Below are 23470 nucleotides of genomic sequence, written 5' to 3' on the forward strand. Positions count from 1 at the left end.
TATCTATTTATCCTCCGGAAGATATACCGAACAAGCTATTGCCAGTGCTCCATATCCAATATGGCATGCAACACTTAAAGACAGCGGATCCATATGAAAATCAAGCTGTGGGTATTCTTCCTTAACAATCTCTGCCCATTCTTCTGCCTCTTCACGGTTGCCTGCATATGCAGCCTCCATATGTACTCTTCCTTTTTTGAAGCTGTCAGCAAATCTTTTTTCCATATCATCTGCCATTGCTTTTAACATAATCTTCTTAGCTGATGCCTTTCCTCTTGCTTTTGCATAAGCATCAAGCTTTTCTCCCTGTATCTGTAATACAGGATTAAGTCTTAAAACAGTTCCTATTGCTGCAGCGGCTGGCGTAATTCTTCCGCCTTTTTTAAGATATTTTAATGTGTCAAGTGTTATATATATGCTTGATTCCATCTTTTCTCTTTCAAGAATCTCTTTTATCTCAAGAGCACTGTAACCCTTTTTTGCAAGATTAAGTGCATCAATTACTGACTGTCTCTGCGTAACTGATATTCTCTGGTTATTGACTACATGAACCTTTCTGTCATACTCATCAGCAAGCATTGTAGCTGTCTGGCATGTTCCTGAAAGCCCGCTTGACATCGGTATGAATACTATCTCATCATAATCTTTCAAAAGCTTGTCAAAATATTCCTGAAGTTCCCCGACTGAAGGCTGCGATGTTGAAATATCAGCATCTTCCTGCAGTTTTTTGTAAAACTCTTCCTGTGTAAGATTGATATCTTCAAAATATTGCTCACCATCAATAAAAAACGGCATAGGAATTACCGTAACTCCCATTTCTTTAGATTGTGCCTGTGTTATGCCGCTATTGCTGTCTGTAAGTATTGCAACTTTGTTGCTCATATTTGCTTTACCCCTTTATTTATAATAATCTTCATAATAATCAATTTATCTTGTATATTGTACCTTACTTTTTATTTTGCTACAATACATTTATTCAAATTTTCAACATAAAAGCAGGGGAATTGGTAATATGACACAGATTATAAATGATTTTATAGATAAAAACGGATTTGATGCACCTTATGACATTGATGATACATGTATTACATCTTGTACCTTTGACAACGGCTGTCTTATCGGCTTTTGTGCAATCCGCGGAAATGAACTGACCGGCTTTGTTGCAGATTCTTACAGACATCATGGAATATTCAGCCGTCTTGTCAGAACCGCCGCTGACAAGTTTTTTGTCAAAAACAGCGACAGTTTTTTGTACTTTGAAGCACCTTCATTTTATGAATCACTCATTAAAAAACACGACAATATAAAATATTATTACAGTGAATATCTTATGGAACTGGATTTTAATGATTATACACGTTTAAAATGTGCTGTTCCTGAGGGATTGCATGAATATGAATCGTTTTTTTCAGATGATAATACTGATTATCTTTTATACATGAATGATGATGCTGCCGAGCCATGTGCGGTTTGTTCCATTGACTATGGCGAAAAACAGACCTGCATATATGATGTATATGTTGATGAAGATATGCGTAATAAAGGGGTTGGAACTTTTTTTATTGCCAATCTTTTAAATGATTATTTTGAAGACAATAAAAATCCGCTTGTTTTACAGGTCAGCAGCAAAAATGCCGCAGCCGTGAAGTTATACAAAAAAGCCGGATTTAATATAACTGAACAGCTTGATTACTGTGCGTTATACAAAAACCCGGCTTAATACTTTTAGCTAATATCCAGATTGCCTATTTTGACGCAATTACGTCTGTCATATCATACATTCCTGCCGGCTTTCCTGCAAGGAACTTGGCAGCTTCTATCGCACCTTTGGCAAATACTGATTTTGAATATGCTGTGTGAGTGAATTCTATAACTTCATCCTCACCGGCAAATATTACATCATGAACACCTACGATTGTTCCGCCACGGACTGCACTGATTCCGATTTCTTTAGGGTCACGCTTTTTATGTTCCTGGCTTCTGTCATATTTATAATAGTATTCGTCTCCGGCAACCTCTTTGATTGCATCTGCGAGTGCAAGTGCTGTACCGCTCGGTGCATCAAGTTTCTGGTTGTGGTGTCTTTCAACTATCTCTACGTCATAACCTGATGGTATAAATACCTTTGCGGCATCCTGTAAAAGTTTGAAAAGTGTATTGATACCAAGTGACATGTTAGCTGATTTTAATACAGCAACTTTACATGCACTCTCTCTTACTTTGTCAAGCTGTTCCTTTGAAAGACCTGTAGTACATACAACAACAGGAATCTGTTTTTCCACACAATAGTCAAGAAGTGCATCTTCTGCTTTAGCAGATGCAAAATCAATGACTGCGTCTGCCTTTACATCGCAGTCTTTAATTGACGCAAATACAGGATATGTGTTATGTCCGTCATCAAACGGGTCAATTCCTGCTACTATTTCTATATCATCATCTTTACTTACAAGGTCTGTTATAACTCTGCCCATATGGCCGTTACAGCCATGCATTATTACTCTGGTCATCTGTCTGCTCCTTATTTTCTGCGGTTTATATTATATTTTAATTATAACTGCTGCATTTTATTTGCTGTTTATGCAAGAATGCCATAATTTTTCATTGCTTTTTTAAGTCTTTCAAGATTTGCATCTTCCATTGGGCAAAGAGGCATTCTAAGTGGTCCTACTTCCATTCCCATAAGGTTAAGTGCATGCTTTACAGGAATCGGATTAACTTCACAGAACAGAGCATCTACAAGTTCAAGTACCTCAAACTGCATCTTTGCACTTCCTGCAACATCACCTGCAAAAAACTTTGCACATATATCATGTGTCTGCTTTGGTGCAACATTTGACAATACTGAAATTACACCCTTTGCACCGATTGACATAAGCGGAACGATAAGTCCGTCCTCGCCTGAATACATATCAAGGCATCCTTCTGCAAGTGCCATTGTCTTTGTCTCCTGTGCAAGATTGCCTGTTGCAGCCTTGATTGCAACGATATTATCTACTTCCTTTGCAAGCTTTACTGCTGTCTCCGGCTGGATATTACAGCCTGTTCTTCCCGGAACATTATACATTATAATCGGAAGGTCGATTGACTTTGCTACTGCTGTGTAATGCTCTATAAGACCTTTCTGTGTTGCTTTGTTATAGTAAGGTGTAACAACAAGACACGCATCTACTCCTGCTTTCTGTGCTTCCTGTGAAAGGTATATTGCTGTTTCTGTACAGTTTGAACCTGTACCTGCAATAACAGGAACTCTCTTTTTAACATAATCAGCAGTAAATCGGATTGTCTCTATGTGCTCCTCATGTGTGAGTGTTGAAGCTTCACCTGTTGTTCCGCATACAACAATGGCATCAGTTGAATTATTTATCTGATAATCAAGGAGTTCTCCCATTTTATCATAATTTACCTCACCGTTTTCTTTCATAGGTGTTACTATCGCAACGCCTGCACCTGTAAATATTGCCATCTTTTCCTTCTTTCTGCTGTAATACAGCTTTTCAAAACATAATTCAGAACAAAAAAGCCGGTCACGCAATGGACCAGCTTTTGATTATCATATAGATTATAATCTGTACGTAGCTCTCCATCTGCTGATGACAGTCGCAAAGCTATTGACTTTACGCCCAGCAAAACATCTGCGGCCGACATTTTACTTCGGCATCGTTTCCTTTCTTCCCTGCTTCAACTGCCTGCCGCGGCATCCATAGGAATACTGATAAACAATGCGACCTCTACTTAAATTATCTGACTTATGTTGACTATATCACTTAACACTTTTGATGTCAACTTATGGCGTTAAATAATCTTTATGAATTTATTCTATTCTTCGTCTTCAACAAAATCAATCTTACTTACAGACACTTCATAAGCAACTCGCTTCTCTGTCTCTTCCTCGTTGATTTTTTTCGTGTATTCACGGCTCTGGACTCTTCCCTGAACCTGAAGATGGCCTCCAACTTCTATTGTTGATGCGAATCTCGCATTTCGTCCCCATGCGATACATGGTATGTAATCTGATTTGCCATACGGACGATTGACTGCGATTAATATATCGGCTATTTCTCTTCCGAGCGGAGTTTTCCTGTAAATCGGCGGCTTGCATACATATCCGTCAAGATATATCTGATTTGATTTTGACTGTTCCTGCGGCATGTCGTCATCTTCTACAAACTGAAGTTCTCTTACAAATATTGATAGTATCAGTTTGTTTTTAAGTCCCTCATGTCTGTTATAAGAACGGAACTGTCCTGATACTTCAATCTTCATGCCTCTGTAATCTTTTGTCACATCAATAAGCCTTTCAGAAATCATAAGCGGTATGATATCAACCATATCACTAAGTCTGTCAACCGATACATTCACAAGGTAAAAGCCCTCTCCAAATACCTCATGGCTGAATTGGAACTCTGAGACCACCTCTCCAATAATACTAACCCTGTTGTTTTCAATCACCTTATCAAGCATAATGTATTTCTCCCTTCTTTTCCGGATACATCCCCGGTATTGTGCTTTAATTTTGTGTTCTTAAAATGTATATGTATCAGTGATTCAGATTATTACAAAAAAATATGAATTTTTTATGTCCATTTTCACGTTCAGAACACATTTTATAATTTTTTCATATTTTCACAATATAATTTAATAAAATTGTTCCTATAAATATACAATCACTTTTATATGTTCACTATTGTAATTTGGTAATATTGTGATAGAATATAAAAGTTGCTAATTATATCTTACCCGCTATATTCTCTTTTTATTTGGGAATCCTTATATACGGAGATATTGCAGAACTAAGAAAGGACTATAATTATGAAGACAAAGCGTGAAGACATACGTAACATTGCTATTATCGCTCACGTTGACCACGGTAAGACAACACTGGTTGACGAACTTTTAAAGCAGAGCGGTACTTTCCGTGAGAATCAGGAAGTTGCAGAACGTGTGATGGACTCTAATGATATTGAAAGGGAACGTGGTATCACTATTCTTTCAAAAAATACAGCCATCACTTATAAAGACACAAAAATCAATATCATTGATACACCGGGCCATGCCGATTTCGGCGGAGAAGTTGAGCGAGTTCTCAAGATGGTAAATGGTGTTATTCTTGTTGTTGATGCTTTTGAGGGTGTAATGCCTCAGACTAAGTTCGTACTCCAGAAGGCTCTTGACCTTGACCTGTCAGTTATCGTTTGTATCAACAAGATTGACCGTCCCGAAGCAAGACCTAATGAAGTTATCGACGAAATACTTGAACTTTTCATTGACCTTGATGCCAATGAAGACCAGCTCGACTGCCCATTTATCTTTGCATCAGCAAAATCAGGTTATGCTATGGCAGACCTTAATGATGAAAGAAAAGACATGCAGCCATTATTTGAATGTATCGTTAATAACATTCCGGCACCTGAAGGTGACCCTGATGCTGACACACAGATGCTTATATCTACTATTGATTACAACGAATTCGTCGGCCGTATCGGTGTAGGTAAGATTGATAACGGCAGCCTCAAGGTTAATCAGGAAGTTATGATTGTAAACCATCATGACCCTTCTGTTAAGAAGAGAGTACGTGTAACAAAGCTCTATACTTTCAACGGACTTAACAAAGTTGAGGTAAACGAGGCATCATTTGGTGATATCGTAGCTGTATCAGGTATCGCAGATATCCATATCGGTGATACACTCTGTTCAGTTGACAATCCTGTTGCCATTCCGTTCCAGAAGATTTCAGAGCCTACTCTCTCTATGGACTTTATGGTTAATGACAGCCCTCTTGCCGGCAAGGAAGGCAAGTTTGTAACATCAAGACATATCCGTGACAGACTTTTCAGGGAATTAAATACTGATGTCAGCCTTCGTGTCGAGGATAATCCGGGTTCTGAAAATTCATTCAAGGTTTCAGGACGAGGCGAACTTCATCTTTCTGTTCTTATTGAAAATATGAGACGTGAAGGATATGAATTTGCCGTAAGTAAAGCAGAAGTTTTATATCATACTGATGAGCGTGGCAGAAAGCTTGAGCCAATGGAACTTGCTTATATTGATGTTCCTGACGAATTCTCAGGTTCTGTAATCCAGAAGCTCAGCCAGAGAAAGGGTGAACTTCTTGGAATGACACCTATCAATGGTGGTTATACAAGATTACAGTTCTCTATCCCTTCAAGAGGACTTATCGGTTACCGTGGCGAATTCCTTACAGATACTAAAGGTAATGGTATCATCAATACTTCATTTGAAGGATACGAACCATATAAGGGTGATATTTCATACAGAAAGACCGGTTCCCTTATTGCATATGAAGATGGTGAAGCTGTAACTTACGGTCTTTTCAACGCACAGGACCGCGGTACTCTTTTCATCGGACCGGGTGAGAAGGTTTATGCCGGTATGATTGTCGGCGAAAACCCACGTACAGAGGATATTGAGGTAAACGTATGTAAGACAAAGCACCTTACTAACACACGTTCTTCAAGTGCCGATGAAGCATTAAGACTCGTTCCGCCTAAGATTTTAAGTCTTGAGCAGGCTCTTGATTATATTGATACAGATGAACTTCTCGAAGTTACACCTAATCATTTAAGAATCCGTAAAAAGATTCTTGATTCAACATTAAGATACAGAGCAAATAAAAAATAAAAAAATTTTTAAAATACCACTTTTCAAGGCAATGTTTTTATTGTATAATGCAAATAAATAAAAAACATTCCGTTGATAAAATCCACTGTGATTTTGTCTGGTGAAAATACGCATTACTGGAGGTTATAAGATAATGGAAAGCGATTTAGGAGCAAAAGTTAAAAAGTTAAGAATTTCTCACGGATTAACACAGGAAGATGTTGCAAAGGCACTCGATGTTACTCCTGGATACATCAGCAATGTTGAAAATGGAAGAAACCTTATGACATTAAGAATGTTATCATATTATGCTGAACTTACAGGTGTATCTCTTGATTACCTTGCAGGCAGTGTTGATAAGAGCTATCAGAATACAGCTCTTGACAATGAGATTATGCAGATTGTCCAGAAGCTTGATGCTGATACAAAGGAGAAGCTTATCTCAACTCTTAGAATCTGGGAAAAGAAAGAAGCTTAATTTATCTTTTATAATATTAATGGCTGTGCAGATATTGCACAGCCATTTTTTTCTGAATTTATTAACTCTGGATTTTTTTCATTCTGTAGAACTCACCTTTTAATTCCATAAGTTCATCAAATGTTCCGTATTCAACACAGTGTCCCTCACTTATTACTGCTATTTTATCTGCATCTTTTATTGTTGAGAGTCTGTGTGCAACTATAAATGTCGTCCTGTCTTTTGTAAGATTGTTGAGTGCTTCCTGTATAAGCTTTTCTGATATACTGTCAAGTGCCGACGTCGCCTCATCAAGGACAATTACTCTTGGATTTCTTATAAGTGCCCTTGCTATTGAAACACGCTGTCTCTGTCCACCTGACAATTTACCGCCGTGTTCCCCGACTTCCGTATCAAGTCCGTCAGGCAGGCTCTCAACCAGATCAGTAAGATTTGCCGCCTTAACAGCCTCATTCAGGGCTTTTTCATCAACATTGTCAACTCCATACGTTATGTTGTCTCTGAGCGTTCCTGAGAACAATATGGACGTCTGAGGCACAACTGCAAGGTACTTACGATATGTTCTTAAATCTATATCTTTCATATCATTGCCGTCAAGGAGTACCTGTCCGCTGTCTGCAATGTTAAATCCTATCGCAAGATTAAGTATTGTCGATTTTCCGGAACCCGATTCACCTACGAGTGCTATTGTCTCTCCCGGTGTAACATGAAGGTTAAAATTGTTAAGAACGTGTGCCTCTGAATTATTGTATCTGAAGCATACATTTTTGAAATCAAATTCGCCCTTTACACCGCCAAGTTTCTTCTTTCCTTCGTTATGTTCAATATCATCAGCAAGAAGGACTTCACCAATAGAATTTACTGACTCAACGCCCTTCGCTATTGTCGGTATGAGTGTTATAAATGCAGATACCTGATTTACTATTGTTGCAAAATAACTCTGGTAAAGCGTTATATCACCGGCAAGTATGTTTCCTTTTAATGCAAGAATTCCTGTAAATGCAAGACATAATACCTGGAATATCTGGAATATTGCCCAGCCTACAGAACCAAACAGCGACTGGATAACATCAAGTTTGTAACCTTTTTCAGCAACCGTAAACAGCTGGTTGCTCATTCTTTGTATCTCTTTTTCTTCAAGTGCATGTGCCCTCGTAACCGGAATAAGTTCAACCATTTCCATTACCTGGGCGGATGTCTCTTCCATTTCATGCCTGAACTCATAATTACGCTTTCTCATTATATTCCTGAAAAATACCATTGTAAGTGCCGCAAGCGGTGTTGTTACAAGGAAGAACAAAAATACAACAAGACTTTTTGAAATTGTAACCGCCAATGCCACCGATATATTGAGTGCAATATTGAGCGTGCTGATTAAAAGCTGTGTGGAAAGCATCTCAACCGCTTCAACATCACGCATTATCTTCGACTGCAGTCGTCCTGACTGTGTCTCTTTGTGATATGAAATTGAAAGCTGCTGGAGTTTTCTTACAAGTGCTTTTCTAAGTCCCGTCTCAGCGTAACGCGTTGCAAGTGACTTGTACCTTGTATACATATAATTGGTTGGTACATTAAGTATTATAAGTCCTATCATTATTATTGAATAGAATATAGTGTTCTGGTATGTATCTGGACTGTGCGTTGTCACATCGTTAATTATATTGGCTGTTACAATAGGCAGCACCCATACAGGGCAGTGCTTTATGAAAAAGAAAAACACTGCCGCAGCAAATTTGTGATAGTTGCCTTTATAAAGCCGTATGAGTATTATAAGCGGATGCTTTTTATGTTTTTTGTAACATTCGATAAACCAGTTATCAACATCAATTCCTTTAGGTGCATGTAAATTCATTTTTTTCACCACTTATTTTATAATTTTGTCAACATTTCCAGTTACTACAGGTTCACCTTCACATCCTGTAATATTTACATTTTTAAGTATAAGTTCTTTGGCATTATTTATTATAAGCCCCTGTTTTACTGCCTCATCACATCCAAGCATCATCGCAGCGACACCCGGTTTTGCATCCTTAGCATATGTAAAATCAATATTTTCAAATGTAAGCTTTTCAATCTTGCTTTCTGGTAATCCATAAATATAAGCTCCTGCTACATGGCAGTTTGACGCTTTTATATTCCTGAATGTAAGACGCTTGATTGACGGTGTTCTGTCATCGACAGGAAGCGGCTCTTTTGAACCAACATAATTAGTCTTTCCGTCAGGATCACAGAAATAAAAACTGTTTACAACAAATGGCGTCATTACATTATCCATATCAATATTTTCAAATGAAATATCATCAAGAACTGATAATTTGCCTCTGCCTCGTCTTGTCTTTACACGGAGACCTCTGTCTGTATTCATAAACAGGCAGTCCGTAATATGAACATTCTTTACACCGGCAGCAATCTCACTTCCGACTGTTACGGCACCGTGTCCGTCTCTCATGCAACACTGTCTTACAGTCATGTCTGATGTCGGAATCTCGTATTTGCGTGCCTGATATATCTTTCCTGATTTTATAGCAATACAGTCATCACCAACTGAGATATATGTACCGAGTACAAGTACATCCTGGCAGCTCTCAGGATCAAGTCCGTCTGTGTTATGTGAATTGGCCGGATTCTTAATCTTTACATCTATGAATTTGAGGTGGTTGCTGAAATATGGATGTATTGTCCATGATGGAGAATTCTGTACTGTTATTCCGTGCATCATTACATTATTGCAATGGTTGATGAAAAATAATCTCGGTCTCCATGCTGTATTTCTTATTTTGCAGTTATTCCACCAGTTTTCAAATGTCGTATTGCCATCAATTGTACCTTCACCTGTAATAACTACATTTTCTGCATTAATTCCGCAAAGAATTGCCGAAAAACAGTCAAGCGGATTTCCTTCCCATGAACCCAGATTATATTCTTCTTTCTCATCATATGATTCAATAACACCAGGAAGTATAGGGAATTTGTCTCTTTCTGTAAATGCAGATAATACCGCTCCTTTTGCAAGTTCAAGTGTTAAATCGCTTTTTAAAAATACACTTGAAACCTTATATTCACCTTCCGGAACAAGGACTCTTGAATCCTTAGGGCATGCCATAATTGCACACTGGATTGCATTTGTATCATCATGCACACCATCGCCCAATGCACCAAAATCGCGTACATTTAATGTTACAAATTCATATTTTGTATGAATATTTACCTCGTTTGTTTTCTGACCATTGTATACAGCATACACATTGTAATCTGTGTCAGGTTTTAAATCAAAAAGTGATGTTATAACCTTATTACTTTCCATATATTTTTCGTCATTGACATATATATCATACTGCGATTCTGTATAAAATTTTCCTGATTCAGTAAGCTCTAAAACAGCACTTCTTGCTGTATTTGTAACTAATTTTAACTCCATAATCTGCCTCCGTTATTACGTCCATAATCCTGATAATCTCTGTTCCTTACTGCCTCGCTGTAGCACAATGCAAACTCAGCTGCATCTTTTTCTGACACATCACTATATTTTTCATATATTGCAAGTGCTGCATCTTCATATTTTTCTGTCAGAACCGCTTTCATACGGCAGCCTTTGAGCAATGCATATGCAAATACAAGTTCATATGGTGCTTTTGCAGGATTTTTTTCTGCACTGGAAATACCTGTTGCAAGAACATCTTTTACTGTCTCTTTATAATAATCCATAAGCTGTCTGTATATCTCATATAGTGCCTGATCCATGACTTCCATTGTATCAATAAGTGCTGCACTGTAATAACATAATGCTTCAAGTGCATCACTGTCCTTGAATGCTTTGCTGGATGTATTTTTATACAAATCTTCATGAATTACATTATACTGTGCAATTATGTCATTATAATGTTCTTTTCCATCATCTCTTGTCTCATAATTCATATAGAATACCTGACTTGCATATGTCTGGCAAAGACATGCTTTTCCGTCAACATCCGTAAAATATCCTTTTTCACTTCTCTTCTGTGAATTAAGCTGTGCTGCCATCTTTATTGCAGCCTTTTCATATTCATCTTTTCCTGTGTAATCTTTTGCTGCATATAATACATTGGCCAGCAACAGATTAGTCAAATCATTATCATTTCCTGCAAATCCTTCTTCGATACCGCAGTCACAGCATTTATCAATGCCTTTTACAAGAAACTCTCCAAACTTCTCGTTTTTTGTGGCAAAATAAACTTTTGCAGCACTGTTTAAAATCATTGCCTTATTCCAGTTATCAGTTTTTTTCAAATCAACTGATGACATTTTTTCAAGCAGGCTGCCTTCTAATTTTTCATTTCTTTCTATTGTCATATCCTGTCTCCTTTATAATGTTTTATAATTAAAGAAATCAAATTCGCCATATATTACATCGCTTCCATGATTTCCTGCATCATCTGTGTATTCCTGTCCAAATGAACCGGCATATGCGTACATTCCAATCATTGCACCTGTAAAACGCTTGCCTTTCTTTAACCCTTCATCGCAGAGATAATATACATTATCAAGCACATCAACAGTAGTATAATTTAATCCGTCATAGCTGTATGAAAATGTTCTTGTAAGATAATTTGTCTCTGTTTTCAGATACACATATTCTTTACTGAAATCCAGCTCCGCAGATTTACCTTCTTTATATCCGTCTATATATTCTGCGACTTTTACAAGCAGTCTTGGATTTTCTTCTTTTGTTGCAAATATACCAAATTTCAAAAATGTATTTTCGTCATAATAGCATGTCATTCCAACATCCTGTCCCGGATAAATCTGAGGCATTCTTAACTTACATACCGCCTCAAACCTGAAGTTCTGCTGTCTTCTTAACAGAATATTTTTTGCATGCATTGAATTGAGGTCATAACGGCTTCCTTTAACTTTGACATATGAATTCTCAAGAACTATTCCATCAAACTCCGGTGCTCTTGGAAACATCCAGTCTGAACTTAACCAATCATTGCCAAAATCATCATCAAGACTGGATTCCCATATACACTCCGGTAAATCCGGTTTTATCTGCAATGTCGAAGGTCCGTTAAGTGAGTTGACAATCGGCCATCCGTCCGCAGTCCACTCAATCGGGTCAATTGCCGTCTCTCTTCCAAGCAGGCTGTAACCGTCACCTATTTTTCTTCCACACAGATAGACCATATACCACTGTCCGTTCTGCGTGCATACAGGCTTACCATGTCCGCACCTTTGAATTATTGCATTTTCATCATTCTGACGCATTATAGGGTTATATGGGCATGGCATGTATCTGCCCATCAGTTCGCGGCTTCTTGAAACAGTAATTCTATGTCCCGGTCCTGTTCCCCCCTCTGCTTCAAACAGATAATAATATCCGTCTTTCTTTAAAAGATGCGGTCCTTCCGGTGCTCTTTTATTATCACCATAATAAAGAAGATGTGCTTCTCCAATCTGGCGTGTCGCATCATCACTTAAAGGCAGTATTCTTGCACCTCTGTTTAAAAGCATATATCTTTTTCCATCATCATCTGTAAAGATTGATGGGTCTATTCCGTCTTCATCTATTATCGCAGGCTTGCTGTATGGACCTTCAGGCTTATCTGAGCTCACAACTATCTGTTTTCTGTATATAGTTCCGTCGTCATTAAGACGATATGTTGCTGTTATATAAAACTTTCCATTATAATACGAAATATCCGGTGCCCAATATCCTCTTCCACCTTCAAGATTATCAAGTGCTGCCCATTCCGGATTAGTAATCGCATATCCTATTATTCTCCAGTGTATCAAATCTTTTGATTCTGATACCGGTATACACGGAAAATAGATAAATGAAGAATTAACCATATAATATGTATCTTCGACCCTCACTATCGATGGGTCAGGATAAAATCCTGTTCTTATCGGATTGCGGTATAAATCATTATACTTTGCTCCTATTTCTTCTTCAAAATAACTCTGCAGGTCAAAGAACTTATTATTTACCGCTATGTCTATTGGCGTTACAAGATTATTATCACCTGTGAGCGGTGACAATCCAACTCTTTCCACAAGATAACGGCAGACCTCAACGCTTCCTGAAAGTGCTGCATAATGAAGCATATTCTTATGTTCATTGTCTGTAATATCCATACTTGCTCTCGAATACTCGACTATGTATCTTACAAGTGCAAGATTTCCGGTCTTCGCCGCAAGCAGTGCCATAAGCACACCATTCTCATCTTTTTCATCAATAAGATTAGGTTCTTCTTCAAGAATACGCTTTACTTCGCTTATATTCTCAAGATAAATGGCATCTTTGATTGTACCCATACTCCGCCTCCTTTATTTGTAATTTAACTAATTATTTAAGTATACAGCATAAATACAGTATTTTCTACATATTAATATTAATTTATATACTCTTTTACAGAAAAAAAAGGCGAACCTGCATTAACAGATTCGCCTTTAAAAAATCTTAAATAAACCGGGAATTACTCCTTAACGGCACCGATATTAACACCCTGTACGAAGTATTTCTGGCAGAATGGGTAAATAATTGCGAATGGTAAAATCGCAACAATAACCGAAGCACTAGAAATTGTATTAGGGTCAACAGCGTCATCATTAGGAATATCACTATCCATAACCATGTTACGAAGTTTAATCTGGAAGTTGAATAACTTATCCTTGTTGATGTAAATCTTGAAGTTAGTATAATCGTTCCAGAACTGTACAGCAAACATCAAACCGATTGAAGCAAGAGCTGCCTTTGAAAGAGGAAGTACAATCTTAAAGAAGATACCCATTGGAGAGCAGCCATCAATCTTGGCGGCCTCAAATAGAGCCTCTGGAATACCTTCAAAGAAGTTCCTCATAAGTACCAGGTTATATACGTTGATTGACAATGGTAAAATAACTGACCAGAGTGTATTAAGCAAATGTAACTGCTTCATAACGAGGTACTTAGGAATCATACCACCATCGAAAATCATTGTGAAAAGTAACATATATGCGAAGAAGTTTCTTCCTGGCATTTCCCACTGAATTAATACATAACCACCTAATGTTACAAGTAACAAACCGAGGAATGTACCAGCGATTGTAACGATACATGAGATACCGAATGGTCTATATAAAGCAACTCGAGTAACGATAGCTCTATAACCACCCCATGTAAACATTGTTGGAACCCACTTAAAACCATAAGCAGATCTGGCATCAAATGAATCGATGATTACCTTCCAGATAGGTAACATGATTGCTAATGAAATCAAAATAAAAATCAAACCATTTACAAGTGGGAAGATTTTGAATTTTTTCTTTTTCTTTGTAACTACAACTGAATTATCACTCATTATCTATCCCTCCTTATACAATACCACGTCCGCGGACTTTCTTACTAGCGTAGTTACAGCTAAGTACGAGAATCATTCCGACAAACGATTTAAATAAACCTACCGCAGTAGTATAACCATAATCTGAGTTACCACTTGAGAATGTCTTACGGTATACATATGTCTGTAATACTTCGGCAACATCCAATACGGCATTGTTCATAGTAACGAAAACAGATTCAAAAAGGTTCATAACCTTAGCAAGGTTAAGAATGAATACTGTAATGATTGTGTTTGCTAATGCAGGAAGTGTAATATAGATAAGTCTCTTCCAACGGTTAGCACCATCAATCTGGGCTGCTTCATATAAATCAGGGCTGATACCTGACAATGTAGCAAGGAAAAGGATTGTTCCCCAACCTGTATCTTTCCAAACATTCATTACATAGAATGTTCCTCTCCAATACTTAGAGTCACCAAGGAAATAGATTGGTTCATTAATCATATTAGCTTTAAGTAAAAGGCTGTTTACAACACCTGTTGCGTTAGGATCAAGAATCATCTTGAAAACTGATGCAACTACAACCCATGACATGAAGTGAGGCAGATAAACGATTGTCTGTACTGTCTTCTTAAATCCGAGTGAAACAATCTCATTTAAAAGAAGTGAGATAATAACAGCTGCACCTGTATTTAAAATCAACTTAATAATCGAAAGAATTAATGTGTTTCTAAATGCTGTCCAGAAATAAAGGTCATTAGTGAACATCTGAACGAAATGCTTGAGACCTACATAGTAAGGTCCTGCAATAACATATTTTGTGAATGCATAACGGCATCCAGCCATTGGCCAGTAATTAAAGAGAATAATCATGATTAATACTGGTAAGAACATGATATAGAAGCCACGGTAATAATACATTGTCTTCCATACACTCTTGTTAATTGAGTTAGAAAGATATCTTGAATCAACGCCAAGATCTTTCTTGAAATACTTCATAATATCAATGAAGCAGCCAGCGATTGCAAGAATATAACCTACAATCAATACGTAGACACCTAAACCTAAAACGTATTTAGCGTCATCTGAACCATTACCAGATGATAAAAGATTAGTAAGAGAATAAATATCATATTTATTTCTTCCGTAGTAACCTCTGAAGTTAACTGCAACTAAAGAGATAACAAATATAACTGCTGAAATTGCTGTCGGTATAATTGAGAACATATCCTTCTTTAAAACAAGAAGAATAATAGCAGCTATAATAGCAATCATGAACAGATACCACATAACAGGGGCATCAATATTCATAAAACTGTAGGCATCAGAAATATCACTTGAATTCTGAACGAAAGGCAAAAGCCCGCCTATAAAAGCAATTACTAAACCTATTATAGCAATTACCTTGAGGTTGCCTGATGGTTGCCTGATTTCTTACCTACTAATGCACCACATCTCGGGCACACTTTTGCATGCTTTGGTAATTCTGTGTTACAAGACTTACATTGCATCTTCATACCTTCTTTCCTAATATTTTTGTTTAATTCTAAGCCTACATCTGTATGATTAATAAGCTAAAAATCAGAATCCGACCTTCCGGATGAACCAATGCCACCCGGAAGTGGATTCTTAAAGGTTGGTAATTAAATTACCTATATAATATCTTTTAAAATATTATCTTAAATTATTTAGACTTCTTTGTCTCATTTAATGACTTAAGAACATCTTCTACTAATGTACCAACTCTATCCTTGTAGAGCTTCATACCTTCTTCAACAGTCATGTTACCAAGTGCAACTTCTGAAATAACCTTATTTCTTGTTGTATTGATATCTGTGCTGTTTTCACCAAGTGTCTCTGTCATAGGAAGTGGAGTAGCAACTGTAGAGTTCTTAGCGAAGAATTCACCATTTTTCTTAGCTGCTTCAGTCATCTTAGCCTCACCAGGATCAGCTGTCTTGAACTTAGCAAGAGAAAGGATTGGATCAATGTGGTTCTTAGACATTAATGTTCCTGGCTTTTCTGGAGATGGAAGGAAGTGGAACTCGCCTTCTTTGTACTCAAATGTACCCTTATTATCAGCAAGTGTTACTGTCTCAGCCTTGTCATCCCAATGAGTACCCTTAGCACCGTAAGTCCAAGCTGTCTGGATGTCGCCACCATCAAGCATTGTGTCGATGAAGTACTTGAAGATACCTTCTGGATTCTTAGCACTTGTTGTGATACACCAAGCTGGTGCAATTCTTTCTACGTATGTACCAAGTTCCTTGATAGGATTGATAGCAATAAGATCTGTAGGAAGACCCTTAGACTTAAGGTTTGTCATTAATGTGTTAGCCCATGTACCAGCCCAATATGAGAATACACCAGATTCTGAAGAAGCATCTGTTGAAAAGAACTTGTTACGAGCATCTGTTGTCTTCTGACCGAGTGTAGCCTTATCAATTACGCCATCTTTAACAGCATTCTGAATTCTCTGAAGAGCATCCTGCATAGCTTTTTCTGAGAAACCATCTACATACTTTCCTGAAGAATCTTTGTAGAATGTGTAGTTAGCCTGCTGATAGAATTCTGGAAGGTAGTTTGTGTAAGGAGCTTCTGTTGAAATGAAGTCAGGAGCTGAAATTACATAATGACCTTTCTTAGCAGCTAACTGCTTTAAGATACCATAGTATGTGTTGAAGTCCATAGTAACGCCGTCAACCTTTGATACATCGATGCCAGCATCATCAAGCCAAGCCTTCTTGATGTATGTACAGCAACCATTACCACGGTATGGAGAGAAACCATACATAGCCTTTGTTCCGTCTTCGCCATTAACAAGTAATGCTGAAAGAACGTTCTCAGCTGTATCGATAAGTCTGCCTGACTTCTTTGTCTCTGAAGAGTTCCAAGCATCTGTCATGTTCCAAAGGAAACCGTTAGCTGCATAAAGAGCATAGTAATCAGATGAAAGAAGAACTACATCAGGAATGCTATCACTGTTGAATGCATTAGAAACTGCATCATAGTAGTTACTGTGGTCAGGACGTACCCATTCGATTTCAAGGCCTGTTAAATCGCCAAGATATTTGTAGAATGCCTGTCCGCCGTTAGCTTCTGTAACGACTGTAGAGTCGCACATAACTGTAAATTTGTCTGGCTTTGTTACTTCTTTGTTTGAAGAAGCGTTGTTGTTTGAACCACCATTGTTGTTACCACATGCAACAAGGCTCATTACTGATGTAAGAGTAAGACCTACAGCAGTAAGTTTCTTAACTGTTTTTTTCATAAACCTATAAACCCTCCTTATTGGTTATATGGGGCAAGCCCCACGGTCAATTTTTTTGACAAAAGTATAATAGCATTTTTGTACTATTTTAACAAGAGGATTTTGAACAATTATTGTATTTTTTTTGTATATTTTGTGAAAACCCAGCATTCATGCGGCTTTCCACGTTCATATTTTTTTCATATTTTTTAATTTTTTATGTACAAATTGCCCAAAATATACTTCATGTAATGTTTTTTAACCAGTCGGCATTGTATTTTTTATGTAAATTTTGCACTATCATAACTCTCTTTTATGATTTTTTTACATCAATTTTACAACAAAGTGCCCAAATTTTATTAATTTATTTTCTGTTTTGTGCTTTATTACCATTGTTAACCGAATATTAATTATTGCTTGTCAATATTTGCACCGTTCCGTCATAAATACCAAAAATTACATTGTCATTTTTAATAATTCCAAGGCGTCCGGCAAATGCGTCCGCCACAGCTTTCTGAAAATGTGCATACTCAGACTCTTCTATAATCATATTTATATGGACATTTTCACCATACTCGGTGTCTGTTATTATTATATTTCTTTCCATACACATGTACTGTATTTTTCCGAAACTGTTATAGTCAGCATCTATCTGTGCCTGTATGCCTTTTTTAACTTCCATGATGCCTGATGCTTCTATTCCCGATTTGGCTGCTTCTGAATATGCCCTTATCAGGCCGCCTGTTCCCAGAAGTGTTCCGCCAAAGTATCTTGTCACAATTATAAGGCAGTTTGCTATACCACTTTTATCAAGTACATCGAGTATTGGTTTTCCTGCTGTTCCTGAAGGTTCTCCATCATCACTGAATCTTTTTATTTCGTTATTATTTCCTATTATATATGCGTAGCAGTGATGCCTTGCATCCCAATACTTCTTTTTGGTTTCATTTATATAATATAATGCATCTTCTTCATTTTCTATATTATATACGTCACCAATAAACCGGGATTTTTTTTCTGTTATCTGTGCACTTCCGTCTTTATGTACTCTTTTCAAAATTGCTCTCCTTTTGCAAGATGCAGTATTTTCTATTCAGATTATGCCTGTACTTATTTCTTTTGTCAAACTATTAATAATTCGTGATAAATCATTTTACTTGAGACATTTTATAATTATATGGTATAATGAATCCAAACAACACTTTTTTGTGCAGAAATTGGAGGTAAATATGAATTTTGGCAAACAAGGCATAATACAAAAGAAAAAACGGCTGAATTCTTCCGGTTCGCGTCTCGGCACAAAGCTGGGCGTTACTGTCGTAAAGCTTTTGTTCATAGCTGTCATTGCTGTTATAGTTGCAGGCTCCTGCCTGGCATTAGGGGCTGCAGAAGGCATTATCGCCAGTGCACCTGATGTATCAACAATTGATGTGTCACCTGAGGGTTATGCAACAAAAATTTATGACGATGGTGGTAATGAAATACAGACATTATCAACAAGCGGTTCCAACCGTATATATGTGGACGTTGAAGATATTCCTATCACATTGCAGCATGCTTTTATTGCAATTGAAGATGAGCGTTTCTATGAACATAACGGTATTGATATCAAAGGTATCTTTCGTGCCGGAACGGTTTTTCTTTCTACAGGACGCATGTCAGAAGGTGCAAGTACAATCACACAGCAGCTTCTTAAAAATAATGTTTTCAAAGCATATAATGAAAGTACCGTTGAAAAAATCAAGAGAAAAATCCAGGAACAGTATCTCGCCGTAAAGCTTGAAACAGTCATGGACAAGCAGACTATAATAGGTAACTATCTTAATACAATCAACTTAGGAAATGGTTATTACGGCGTTCAGACTGCTGCACAGGGTTATTTTGGCAAAGATGTATCAGAGCTTTCTTTAAGCGAATGTGCCGTAATTGCTTCAATAACACAGAGTCCGTCTTCACTCAATCCTGTTAAGTACCCTGCCGAAAACCAGAAGCGCCAGTTAAAGGTTCTTAATAATATGCGTAACCAGGGATATATCTCACAGGCAGAATATGACGAGGCAGTTTCTGATGATGTGTATGCAAGAATCCAGGACAGAAAGATTGAAGTTGCAAGTTCAACATATTCTTACTTTGTTGATGCTCTTATTGACCAGCTTATAAAGGATCTTATGGAGCAGAAAGGATATACTGAGACACAGGCAACCAACATGATTTACAAGAATGGTCTTCAGGTCTATTCTACACAGAATATGTCAATGCAGCAGATAGCTGATAACGTTATTAACGACCCTGGCTATTATCCTGACAATACTGAGCTTTCTATTTCATATTCGCTTGCTGTAAAAGATACAAAAGGCAATGTCAATTACTATTCTCATTATGGTCTTTTGGATTATTACAAAAAAGACAAAGGCCAGAGTAATTTCACTCTCATCTTTAAAGACAAAGATGATGCACAGACTTATATTGATGAATACAAAAATTCTATACTTGCAAATGGAGGAGAAGTTGTTTCTGAGAGCGTTTCTTATATAGTACAGCCTCAGATGTCATTTACAATTATGGACCAGCATACAGGCCAGGTTAAGGTAATCGTTGGAGGCCGTGGTGAAAAGAGCGGCAACCGTACTCTTAACAGAGCTGTTGATACTATGCGTCAGCCGGGTTCATCAATAAAACCTCTCGCTGATTATGGTCCTGCGCTTGATACAGGTGCTATTACTCTTGCAACAGCTATTGATGATGCACCTTACTATTATCCGGGTGAAAATTCAAAGCTTGTAAAGAATTATTTTGTGGGTGAATACAGAGGTCTTATGTCTGTAAGAACAGCTTTAAAACTCTCCGAAAACGTACCTGCTGTCAAGGTACTTGCTCAGATTACTCCTCAGGTTGGTTTTAACTACCTTCTGAAATTCGGTTTTTCAACACTTATTTCACCTAAGGAAGCTGTCAACGGCAACCATGATGTTGTCCCTTCACTCGCACTCGGCGGTCTGACATATGGTGTACACAATATTGAAATGTGTGCTGCATACGCAGCTATCGCAAATCAGGGAACTTATACGCAGCCTGTTTATTATACACAGGTCAAAGATAAAGACGGCAATGTTATCCTTGACAATACACAGCCTCTTACACATACTGTTTTGAAGAAATCAACTTCATGGCTTTTAACTAACGCACTTGAATCAGTTACTGCTGCCGGTACTGCAGAAGCTGCTGCTTTAAGCAATCAGCCTACAGCCGGAAAAACAGGTACTACACAGAATGTAACAGATAAATGGTTCTGCGGTTATACACCTTATTATACAGCTGCTATATGGCTCGGATATGATGATAACTCAAAGGAACTTTCAGGATATATTGACCACAGAAAAATGTGGCGTACAATAATGCAGGAAATTCACGATAATCTTCCTACCGGTTCTTTTGAAAAACCGGATGATATAGTAGAAACAGAGGTATGCTCACAGTCAGGAAAGCTTCCTGTAGCAGGCTTATGCGACCAGGATCCAAGAGGTTCACAGCTTGTGACAGAATATTTCTCTAAGGATAATAATCCGACCGATACATGTGATGTTCATATTAAAGTAACTATCTGTGATGACACAGGCAAAATCGCATCTGCAAACTGTCCTCACAAGACTACTAAGATTATGATTAAAAAAGCTGCGATTGTTAAGAATCCTTCAAATGAAGATGAGACAACTTATACTACATGGGATCAGGAATATGCAATTACCGAGGAACAGCTTTCAAAGGTATGTACTGCACACGGCGGTTCATCATCAGGAAGCACAAGCTCAGGCAATTCTTCAGGAACCACACATAGTACAACTGCTCCGTCTTCCACAAAACCTACAACATCCAGCAATAGCAATACGTCAGGTACAACGAGACGATAACAGAAAGCGGATGGGAAATCACTTCCCATCCGCTTATTTTTTCTTCATATGAGGTTTAAATATCCATGACGAAATATATCCGAATATCAATGCCGATGATACACCTACGGCACATGCGGTAAACCCGCCTTTGAAAAGCCCAAGAAAACCAGATTCGTCAACCGCCTGTTTAATTCCTTTCCATAAAACATTACCAAATCCAAGAAGTGGCACTGATGCCCCAGCTCCCGCAAATTCAAGAATCGGTTCATATAAACCGACAGCCCCCAGAACTACGCCGGAGCATACAAGAAGAACCATTATCCTGCCCGGCATCAGCTTGGTTTTTTCCATAAGAATCTGTACTGCGGCACATATAAGACCGCCTATGACAAATGCTTTTACAAATACCATTCTGCCTCCCTATACACATTTAATAATTTCCACATACTGTATATTATTTTTATACATGTTCAACAATCACTCCGTGTGCAATTCCGGGAACACTCTGCCCTTCATTATAACTTACTGTTGACAGCAATGCCCCTGTCGGAATAAATAAAATTCTTTTCCATTTTCCATCTCTTACATTGTCAATTATATATGAGCTAAACACCACCGCACTGCAGCCGCATCCACTTCCGCCAGCATGTGTTCCCTGTTTTTGCGGGTCAAATATTTCAATTCCGCAGTCCATATGAATCTGCGAAATATCATAACCTTTTTCTTTTACAAGATTTATAAGTATTTCTCTTCCTACCGTTCCTAAATCTCCGGTTATGATTCTGTCATAATATTTTTCATCCGTATCAAAATCCTTAAAATTTGCCACAATCAGGTCTGCTGCTGCCGGTGCCATGCAGGCACCCATATTCATTGAATCTTTGACACCATAATCTATGATTTTTCCCGTTGTAATACCTGTAATGGCCACAGGCTGCCTCTCGTTTGTAATAACTGCCGCTCCGCTTCCCGTGACAGTCCAGGTGGAAGCCTTAGGACGCTGGTTTCCATATTCAAGAGGAAAACGGAACTGTTTTTCCGCACTTGCGAAATGGCTTGATGCCATACATATGAGTCTGTCGGCCGCACCCGCAGAGATTATAAGTGCCCCAAGTGATAACGCTTCTCCAAATGTCGAACATGCACCATATATTCCGAAATGCGGAATTTCATATTTACTTATTCCAAAAGACGTCGCTATAAGCTGTCCTAACAAATCTCCCGATAATATATATCTTATTTGTTCTTTTTTGTATGATGTTTTCATAAGAAGCTTGTCTACTACAGCCTCCTGCAAGGCACTTTCTGCCTGCTCCCAGTTATCTTTTCCTGACATTGGGTCTTTTATCACAACATCAAACATTCTGCCAAGCGGACCTTCACTCTCTTTTTCGCCCACTACCGATGCGGTTTGTTCAATGTATACAGGTATATCAAACTTAAAGCTCTGACTTCCTTTTTGCACACTATCACCTCCTACATCCATAATTTTGCAAGCAGATATAATAGCCCGGCTATCCATGATGAAAATATTCCATAAAGAATAACCGGCCCGGCTATCGTAAATATTTTGCATCCGATTCCAAATACTTCTCCCTCAGCCTTATATTCTATCGCAGGTGCTGCAACACTGTTTGCAAATCCTGTTATCGGAACGAGACTTCCCGCACCGCCCCATGTTGTTATCAGAGGATAAATATTAAGACCTGTAAGAATATTACTTGCAAGAACAAGGCAAATCGTCGTCCAAAGTGACGCCTCATCTTTTGCCATCCCTGCATTTTTAAATAGTTCTATAAGAATCTGGCCAAAAAGGCATATTGCACCACCTGTAATAAATGCTTTAATACAATTTTTAAGACAGCTGGCCTTTGGCGTTACCTGCTCAACATATGCGTTATAATTTTTATTTCTTTTTTCTACATCACGAATCAT

At 37.9% G+C, this 23470-nt stretch carries 20 protein-coding genes and 1 riboswitch; of the genes, 4 read left to right on the forward strand and 16 right to left on the reverse strand.

The genetic code is table 11. The features are described 5' to 3' along the window. Window positions 1-3 precede the first annotated feature (3 nt). A complete protein-coding gene (locus H8S01_RS00365) occupies window positions 4-882 on the reverse strand; it encodes a DegV family protein (protein WP_186835800.1) in 879 nt (292 codons plus the stop codon). 130 nt (window positions 883-1012) lie between these two features. Here H8S01_RS00365 and H8S01_RS00370 point away from each other — a divergent pair, with 130 nt between their 5' ends. Further along, on the forward strand, window positions 1013-1720 hold the full coding sequence (locus tag H8S01_RS00370) for a GNAT family N-acetyltransferase (protein WP_186835801.1): 708 nt from the start codon (window positions 1013-1015) through the stop codon (window positions 1718-1720). Window positions 1721-1745: 25 nt separating this feature from the next. On the opposite strand, the gene dapB is transcribed toward H8S01_RS00370, so the two are convergent. From dapB to H8S01_RS00385, 3 genes are all read right to left on the reverse strand, one after another. Continuing rightward, on the reverse strand, window positions 1746-2507 hold the full coding sequence (gene dapB, locus H8S01_RS00375; protein WP_021866912.1) for a 4-hydroxy-tetrahydrodipicolinate reductase: 762 nt from the start codon (window positions 2505-2507) through the stop codon (window positions 1746-1748). Window positions 2508-2575: 68 nt separating this feature from the next. Continuing rightward, on the reverse strand, window positions 2576-3463 hold the full coding sequence (gene dapA, locus H8S01_RS00380) for a 4-hydroxy-tetrahydrodipicolinate synthase (RefSeq protein ID WP_021866911.1): 888 nt from the start codon (window positions 3461-3463) through the stop codon (window positions 2576-2578). Window positions 3464-3565: 102 nt separating this feature from the next. Further along, window positions 3566-3739, reverse strand: a riboswitch (Lysine riboswitch). Window positions 3740-3816: 77 nt separating this feature from the next. Further along, the gene (locus tag H8S01_RS00385) at window positions 3817-4461 is read right to left on the reverse strand and encodes a single-stranded DNA-binding protein (protein ID WP_021866910.1); all 645 of its coding nucleotides are present in this window, start codon (window positions 4459-4461) and stop codon (window positions 3817-3819) included. A gap of 348 nt (window positions 4462-4809) precedes the next feature. On the opposite strand from H8S01_RS00385, the gene typA reads away from it, so the two are divergent. Continuing rightward, complete coding sequence (gene typA, locus H8S01_RS00390) at window positions 4810-6639, forward strand: translational GTPase TypA (protein WP_186835802.1); 1830 nt, start codon at window positions 4810-4812, stop codon at window positions 6637-6639. Between the two features lie 133 nt (window positions 6640-6772). Then, window positions 6773-7096, forward strand: coding sequence for a helix-turn-helix domain-containing protein (locus H8S01_RS00395; protein WP_021866908.1), 324 nt, complete (start codon window positions 6773-6775; stop codon window positions 7094-7096). 61 nt (window positions 7097-7157) lie between these two features. On the opposite strand, the gene H8S01_RS00400 is transcribed toward H8S01_RS00395, so the two are convergent. The 9 genes from H8S01_RS00400 to H8S01_RS00440 all read right to left on the reverse strand — a co-directional run bounded on the left by H8S01_RS00400 (window position 7158) and on the right by H8S01_RS00440 (window position 18702). Further along, on the reverse strand, window positions 7158-8948 hold the full coding sequence (locus H8S01_RS00400) for an ABC transporter ATP-binding protein (RefSeq protein ID WP_021866907.1): 1791 nt from the start codon (window positions 8946-8948) through the stop codon (window positions 7158-7160). Between the two features lie 12 nt (window positions 8949-8960). Further along, the gene (locus tag H8S01_RS00405; RefSeq protein ID WP_186835803.1) at window positions 8961-10514 is read right to left on the reverse strand and encodes a glycoside hydrolase family 28 protein; all 1554 of its coding nucleotides are present in this window, start codon (window positions 10512-10514) and stop codon (window positions 8961-8963) included. Then, window positions 10505-11425 (reverse strand): hypothetical protein, encoded by a 921-nt coding sequence (locus H8S01_RS00410; protein ID WP_186835804.1) that lies wholly within the window; start codon window positions 11423-11425, stop codon window positions 10505-10507. Before H8S01_RS00410 ends, H8S01_RS00405 begins: the two co-directional genes overlap by 10 nt. 12 nt (window positions 11426-11437) lie before the next feature. Next, a complete protein-coding gene (locus tag H8S01_RS00415; protein ID WP_186835805.1) occupies window positions 11438-13390 on the reverse strand; it encodes a family 43 glycosylhydrolase in 1953 nt (650 codons plus the stop codon). A gap of 161 nt (window positions 13391-13551) precedes the next feature. Beyond that, a complete protein-coding gene (locus tag H8S01_RS00420) occupies window positions 13552-14415 on the reverse strand; it encodes a carbohydrate ABC transporter permease (protein ID WP_186835806.1) in 864 nt (287 codons plus the stop codon). A 13-nt stretch (window positions 14416-14428) separates the two neighbouring features. Then, the gene (locus H8S01_RS00425) at window positions 14429-15754 is read right to left on the reverse strand and encodes an ABC transporter permease (protein ID WP_243204157.1); all 1326 of its coding nucleotides are present in this window, start codon (window positions 15752-15754) and stop codon (window positions 14429-14431) included. A 41-nt stretch (window positions 15755-15795) separates the two neighbouring features. Continuing rightward, complete coding sequence (locus tag H8S01_RS00430; protein ID WP_186835807.1) at window positions 15796-15912, reverse strand: zinc-ribbon domain-containing protein; 117 nt, start codon at window positions 15910-15912, stop codon at window positions 15796-15798. A 167-nt stretch (window positions 15913-16079) separates the two neighbouring features. Beyond that, window positions 16080-17666 (reverse strand): ABC transporter substrate-binding protein, encoded by a 1587-nt coding sequence (locus tag H8S01_RS00435; protein ID WP_186835808.1) that lies wholly within the window; start codon window positions 17664-17666, stop codon window positions 16080-16082. Between the two features lie 385 nt (window positions 17667-18051). Continuing rightward, window positions 18052-18702, reverse strand: coding sequence for a YigZ family protein (locus H8S01_RS00440; RefSeq protein ID WP_186835809.1), 651 nt, complete (start codon window positions 18700-18702; stop codon window positions 18052-18054). Between the two features lie 172 nt (window positions 18703-18874). Here H8S01_RS00440 and H8S01_RS00445 point away from each other — a divergent pair, with 172 nt between their 5' ends. Further along, window positions 18875-21553 carry a transglycosylase domain-containing protein gene (locus tag H8S01_RS00445; RefSeq protein ID WP_186835810.1) on the forward strand — a complete coding sequence of 893 codons (2679 nt, stop codon included), beginning with the start codon at window positions 18875-18877 and terminating at the stop codon, window positions 21551-21553. 33 nt (window positions 21554-21586) lie between these two features. On the opposite strand, the gene H8S01_RS00450 is transcribed toward H8S01_RS00445, so the two are convergent. Genes H8S01_RS00450 through H8S01_RS00460 form a run of 3 tightly spaced genes read right to left on the reverse strand, consistent with a single transcriptional unit; the run spans window position 21587 to window position 23470 of the window. After that, a complete protein-coding gene (locus tag H8S01_RS00450) occupies window positions 21587-21946 on the reverse strand; it encodes a SpoVA/SpoVAEb family sporulation membrane protein (RefSeq protein ID WP_021866898.1) in 360 nt (119 codons plus the stop codon). 49 nt (window positions 21947-21995) lie between these two features. Then, entirely contained in the window at window positions 21996-23000 is a 1005-nt protein-coding gene (spoVAD, locus tag H8S01_RS00455; protein WP_330605440.1) for a stage V sporulation protein AD, read from the reverse strand. A gap of 11 nt (window positions 23001-23011) precedes the next feature. Next, the gene (locus H8S01_RS00460) at window positions 23012-23470 is read right to left on the reverse strand and encodes a SpoVA/SpoVAEb family sporulation membrane protein (RefSeq protein ID WP_021866896.1); all 459 of its coding nucleotides are present in this window, start codon (window positions 23468-23470) and stop codon (window positions 23012-23014) included.

This window comes from Lachnospira hominis (ex Liu et al. 2021) (genome assembly GCF_014287955.1).
GTDB lineage: Bacteria > Bacillota > Clostridia > Lachnospirales > Lachnospiraceae > Lachnospira > Lachnospira hominis.